Here is a 6,103-nt window from a genome sequence, read left to right as displayed (position 1 = left end):
TTTTTTTAATCTCCACGCAACAACGCCTTGCGAGGGAATGACGATTCGGGGGTATCCACGCAACAACAACTGTTCGCAATGACGGAAAATCAAAACAATAAAACAGGAATTTCTAAAATGGATGAAATGAATAAAATAAATTATGCTGAAGCCCTTGAATATCATGAAAAAGATAAACCGGGTAAAATCGCTATTTCTGCAACAAAGTCTTTAGTTACTCAGCAAGATTTATCGCTTGCATATTCACCGGGTGTAGCTGCTCCTTGCCTTGAAATTGCTAAAAATTTAGAGGATGTATATAAATATACCGCTCGCGGTAATTTAGTTGCCGTAATCTCTAACGGTACTGCCGTACTTGGGCTTGGTAATTTAGGAGCGGCTGCTTCAAAACCGGTAATGGAAGGAAAAGCCGCACTATTCAAAAAATTTGCCGATATTGATGCAATTGACTTGGAAGTGAATACGGAAGACCCTGAAGAATTTATTAATGCCGTGAAATATCTCAGTTATAGTTTTGGGGGCATTAATCTTGAAGATATTAAAGCTCCTGAATGTTTTATTATAGAAGAAAAATTAAAATCTTTAATGGATATACCGGTCTTTCATGACGATCAGCATGGAACGGCGATTATTACCGCCGCAGGGCTAATAAATGCAGCATATCTTACTAATCGCAAGCTTGAAGATTTAAAAATCGTGGTTAATGGAGCAGGGGCTGCCGCTATTGCTTGCATTGATTTATTAATTGCTCTTGGAGTCGATAAATCAAAGATTATTTTATGTGATACACAAGGTGTGGTGTACAAAGGACGCCTAGAAGGTATGAATAAATGGAAAGAGCTATATGCAAGCGATACTAAGGTTAGAACCTTAGTGGAAAGCTTAAATAATGCAGATGTATTTATAGGGTTATCAGTAAAAGGGGCGGTAACTAAAGAGATGGTGAAAGGGATGGCAAATAATCCGATTATTTTTGCTATGGCTAACCCTGATCCGGAAATTACTCCTGAAGATATAAAGCTTGTGCGGGATGATGCAATTATAGCAACAGGGCGTTCTGATTATAATAATCAGATTAATAATGTTATGGGATTTCCTTATATTTTTAGAGGAGCATTAGATGTAAGAGCGAGAACCATTAATACAGAAATGAAAATAGCAGCAGCAAAAGCTATTGCAGATTTAGCCCGTAGACCTGTACCGGAAGAGGTTTATAAAGCTTACTCAGGGCGTAAGATGGTTTTCGGTAAGGAATACATCATTCCCGTACCGTTTGATCCTCGTTTAATTACCGTAGTAGCAGCAGCGGTTGCCGTTGCTGCAATAGAAAGCGGCGTTGCTAGAGTTAAAGATTTTAGTATAGGTAAATATAGGAAAGAATTGGGTAGTAGATTAAACCCTACTGCTAACTATATGAATTTCTTAGCTGAAAAAATTCATAATGCACCGCTTAAGCGGATTGTTTTTGCTGAAGGTGAGGAAGAAGAAGTAATTTCTGCCGCCCTTATGATGCGAGACGAGAAATACGGTCATCCGATTATAATTGGTCGTGTTGAGCGAATTGAGGCTACATTAAAAAAGATAGGTCAAGATATTAGTTTAGACGGAATTCAAATAATGAATGCAGCTTTAACTGATAGTTTAGAGAAATATATTGATTATTTATATAAAAGACTTCAGAGAAAAGGCTATTTATATCGTGATTGTGCTAAACTTGTTAAAACAGATAAGAATATTTTTGCCGCTTGTATGGTAGCTTGCGGTGACGGTGATGCTCTTTTAACCGGTGTTACTAAAAGCTATATCGATAGTTTAGAAGATATCATGAAAGTAATTTCACCAAAACCTAATCGTAGAATCCTTGGCTATTCAATTATGATTGCTAAAGACAATAATATTATTATTTCTGATAATTGTATTACTGAATATCCAAACAGCTTAGAGCTTGCTCAAATAGCAACACAAACGGCAGAAATTGCTAAAAATATGGGGATTACCCCAAGAGTTGCTCTTCTTTCTTTTTCCAGCTTCGGTAATGCTTCTAAGGAAAAAACAGCTCGTATTCGTGAAGCAGTAAATATACTAGAGAATTTTAGTAAAGACAAAGAAGAGCTGAGCGGCATGAAAGTAGATTTTGAATATGATGGAGAGATGTCGGTTAAGGTAGCTTTAGACGGTGATTTACGTAAATTATATAAATTTTGTAGATTATCAGGATCTGCAAATGTATTAATTATGCCTGGTTTAAATTCAGCGGCTATTTCTACTGAATTATTACAAGAATTTTCATCCAATAGCTTCATAGGTCCTATAACAAACGGTTTTGAAAAACCCATTCAAATACTTCAAGCTACAGCAACAGCTAATGAAATACTAAAAATAGCAACTTTTGCTTGCGTTGAGGCTATAAAAGAAGTTTAAGAGGCTATCTATAAATAAATTTTAACCGATAATTTATTTTTTTTGCTGCGAATTATAAGATTTTTTTGAAATATGAATAACTATTCTTGCAAGAATCTTATCAATATTTCTGAATAAAATCTTACAAGCCACAGTAACATAGTAAAATATTAAAAATTGCGGCTTTTACTTGTGTTGAATCTATAAAAGGTCTTTAATTACTAGATATTTAATTAACTTGCGAGAGATAAAATGGACTCATTAGTAAAAAACGAAGTAATTAAACTTTTTAATGATAAACCAAAAAGCGGAATTGTAAGAATTAAAAAATGGTGTGCTGATAATAATAAAGATTTTGCAGAAGAAACTGCTAAATTTTTTTATGAGGAAAAAACTAATCTAAATTTAGAGTTTGTAGGAGATTATCTTGGAACAGATGGAGGCGATAATAAAAAAGTATTAGAGAGTTTTACTAAGCAATTTGATTTTAAAGAAAAAGATTATTTAGAAAGTTTACGTGGGTTTTTACAATCATTTAAATTACCGGGCGAAGCTCAAAAAATAGATAGGTTAGTCGAAAGTTTTGGGACAAACTATTATGAACAAAATTTAAACGGTGAAATAAAAAGTAAAGATGCCGCATACATACTAGCTTACCAAACAATTATGCTTAATACCGACTTGCATAATCCTAGTATTGCCGAACCGAAAAAAATGACTTTTGACCAGTTAAAGAATAATTTAAAAGGTACTAATGAAAGTCAAAATTTTAATGATAATTTTTTGAAAAAGATATATGACGGAATAAAAGCCAAGCCTTTCGTACTAAATTTTGTAGATAGTAGTCCTGGTTATGAGATAGATAATATAAGTTCACAAAATGATCAAACTTTTAAAAAATTAAGTAAATTCTTAGAAGAAAAAAGAAATATTAGGGACATCTTTCCTAAATTACAAAATAATAATTTAACGGCAGAATTTAAAAATCCTAAAACATTGCTTAATAAGTTTACCGGTTATGAAGGGAGTGTAATAGTTAAAGATGAGAAAGGCGGTAAAGCAGAAATTCAAGTCTATAAACCAAGTGTATTTTCAAGATGGTTTTCAAGAGAAAAGTCTAAAATCATAATTCAGTCTTTAAGTGAAGAAGGAAAGCAGCCTTCAGAACAATCCTTAAAGTTAGCAGCACAAATTACCGCAAGCTTTGAAACTAAAGTAACATCTATTAAAGCAACTTATGATTATTTAAAAGAAGATTTAAAGAGTTGGTATGAGAATATTAGAAATCCTAAAAAAGAATTAGAAAGAGCTAGTTCTATTGCAGAACTACATAAAAATATTAAAGAAATTACAGAAATTGTACAGCAAACAAATCAACAAATACCTGAAAAACCTTTGGCTTCTAAAGAGAGTTTTGAAGATCTCACACAAGCAGAGATAGGAATAAAGCCAGTAGAAATACTAATAAAGAGTTCATCTCAACCAGTAGAAAAGCCAAAATTCAATTCTTTTATAGAAGAGTTAGCATGGAAGAATGCGCAAAGAAAGCAAAGTGTTGATACTCCCATAAGTCAAAATAAAGCACCTAAAATCCAAACAGATAATCATGCAAAAATTTTAGAAGAATTAAAGCAAAAACAGAAAGAATTAGAAGATAAGAAAAAAAGGACTTGAAGAAAAAAGCTAATTCTAATATTACTAGAGAAGAAAGATGGAAAATTGTTGCAGAATTGGAATCTATTAATAATCAATTCAAAGTTATAGAAAAAGAACGTAGTAATATTAATAGTGCTTCAGATAGAGAAAAAAAGTTTGATAATAAAAATAACCCCTCATCGCCTACGAAAGGAGAACCGACAGCTGCAGATTTACAGCAACAAGGAGCATTAGCAGCTATAAAACGTATGAAAGAAGAGAAGATAAAGCAGCAGCAAGCAGAAGCTACTAATCAACCTTCAAAAAATACTTCAACTATGCCTAGCGGTACTATACCGGTGCCACCTCCAATGCCTGGGAGTGGTCACCCTGTCCCACCTCCGCCACCACCCCCACAACCCCCTCCGTCAATTCCAAATATTGTAAAAGAAGAGGCGAAAGATATTGGTAAACAAATACCTCAGGAAGGAGATAAGAATAAAGAAGGACTGGCAAAAGCTATGGAGGCACAAAGAAAAAAAATAGATACAGGTAGAGGAATATAGCTTGTTGTATGGCTTGTTTTATGTCGTTCCCGCGAAGACGGGAAGCCAGAAAAAGTATAAATATAACAAATTGTTGAAATTAAAAGCTCGATCTATCTCGCTTTACGCTGGATTCCTGCTTTCGCAGGAATGACATTGGATACTTTTCTTGAACCATGCAATGCTTGTAATGACGAGCTGGTATCCAAAAGAAGTCTATTGAAACTAAATAGTTTGTATCATATGATGTTGTCACCAAAAGAAAATATTATATGTCTAATTCAGCTTTTCTAGTTGCATTTTTTACAGCAATTATCCGTTATTATGATTATGCTTTATTCGGTTTATCGGCTAGTATTCTTGCACAAAATTTCTTACCTGATATAGAGCAGGATAAACAACTACTCGGTTTTTTTGCCATTCTTAGTGCGGCCGTTATAGTACGACCTTTAGGGTCTTTAATTTTTGGATTTATCGGAGATAAATACGGGCGTACTAAATCCATTAAGATATCAATGTTCATGAGTAGTATTTCTACCGGATTAATTGCTATTACTCCTTCCTTTGAAATGATAGGTATTTTTGCTACGGTAATACTAACATTATGTCGAATGTTTTTTTTAGCAAGCCTTGCCGGAGAAGTTGACGGAATAAAGGTTTATGTGGCTGAAAAAACAGGAGATAATAGGAAAAATTTAAATATAGGAATAATTTCGTGTTGTAGCCAAATAGGTGCATTACTTGCGGCTATAGCTTATTATTATGCTAGCAATTCTGATATCCAGTATTTATGGCGTTTTAATTTCTTTATCGGTGCAATATTTGGTTTATTTGCTATTTTGATGAGAAATTTTTTTAAAGAAAGTAGCGAGTTTTTAAGAAAATCATCGAAAAGTACGATAAAACAGATAATAAAGGATAATAAAACATCTTTTATAATAGCGTTACTAATAAACGGTGCTATTGGAGGAGTGTATCACTTTTTGGTAATTTTCTTAGGAGTTTTTTTAACAAAAATAGCTTTTGTAAATCATCCTGAAATAAGATTTATGAATATAGCTCTTACTACTACCTATGGAATATCAGCCGTTTTTGCAGGGCTGCTTGCCGATAAAATAAACCCTTTAAGACAGATTACATGGACTGTATTTGCTAGCATTATTGTTGCTTTAGGAATGCAAATAATGTTATACAAACAAACATTTAATATTCTCTGTCCCATTATATTAATAGGACTTGCAGCATTTTATGCAGTACCGCTACAAATTATTGTTCAATCTTTGTTTAAGACTAATGTTAAAATGAGGCTTTATAGTCTATCTCATTCTTGTGGAGGTATTATTCTATCCTCAACTACTCCTTTCTTTAGTATGTCGTTGTGGCAAAATTTTAAGTCACTATCTCTAACTTTAAGCTTTTTTATATTTTTGCTTATAATATTAATGTGTACAGTGTTAGTTTTACGCAAGATGTTATCCTTACATGGATACGGCAACCCCCCCAAAAACAATCGACAAAAGGAG

At 33.2% G+C, this 6,103-nt stretch carries 4 protein-coding genes; all 4 read left to right on the top strand.

Going from position 1 to position 6,103, the window contains the following annotated elements; translation table 11 throughout:
* Nucleotides 1-117 precede the first annotated feature (117 nt).
* Nucleotides 118-2,421: an NADP-dependent malic enzyme gene (locus KYQ89_RS01145; protein ID WP_218460009.1), complete on the top strand. Its 2,304-nt coding sequence runs from the start codon at nt 118-120 to the stop codon at nt 2,419-2,421.
* A gap of 231 nt (nt 2,422-2,652) precedes the next feature.
* The gene (gene ralF, locus KYQ89_RS01140; protein WP_256621178.1) at nt 2,653-4,074 is read left to right on the top strand and encodes a T4SS guanine nucleotide exchange effector RalF; all 1,422 of its coding nucleotides are present in this window, start codon (nt 2,653-2,655) and stop codon (nt 4,072-4,074) included.
* Nucleotides 4,071-4,601 (top strand): hypothetical protein, encoded by a 531-nt coding sequence (locus KYQ89_RS07580; protein WP_256621177.1) that lies wholly within the window; start codon nt 4,071-4,073, stop codon nt 4,599-4,601. The genes ralF and KYQ89_RS07580 overlap by 4 nt, the downstream gene beginning before the upstream one ends.
* 251 nt (nt 4,602-4,852) lie before the next feature.
* Nucleotides 4,853-6,103, top strand: a 1,251-nt coding sequence (locus tag KYQ89_RS01135) for an MFS transporter (RefSeq protein WP_218460005.1), incomplete at its 3' end; no start/stop codon positions are given.

This window comes from Rickettsia sp. TH2014, from assembly GCF_019249195.1.
Taxonomy (GTDB): domain Bacteria; phylum Pseudomonadota; class Alphaproteobacteria; order Rickettsiales; family Rickettsiaceae; genus Rickettsia; species Rickettsia felis.
This window is presented reverse-complemented; position numbering and strand designations above follow the sequence as displayed.

Bases quoted from the DNA above. Each gene is read 5' to 3' on its own strand.
- KYQ89_RS01145 (WP_218460009.1), top strand. From the start codon at position 118: ATGGATGAAATGAATAAAATAAATTATGCTGAAGCCCTTGAATATCAT.
- ralF (WP_256621178.1), top strand. From the start codon at position 2,653: ATGGACTCATTAGTAAAAAACGAAGTAATTAAACTTTTTAATGATAAA.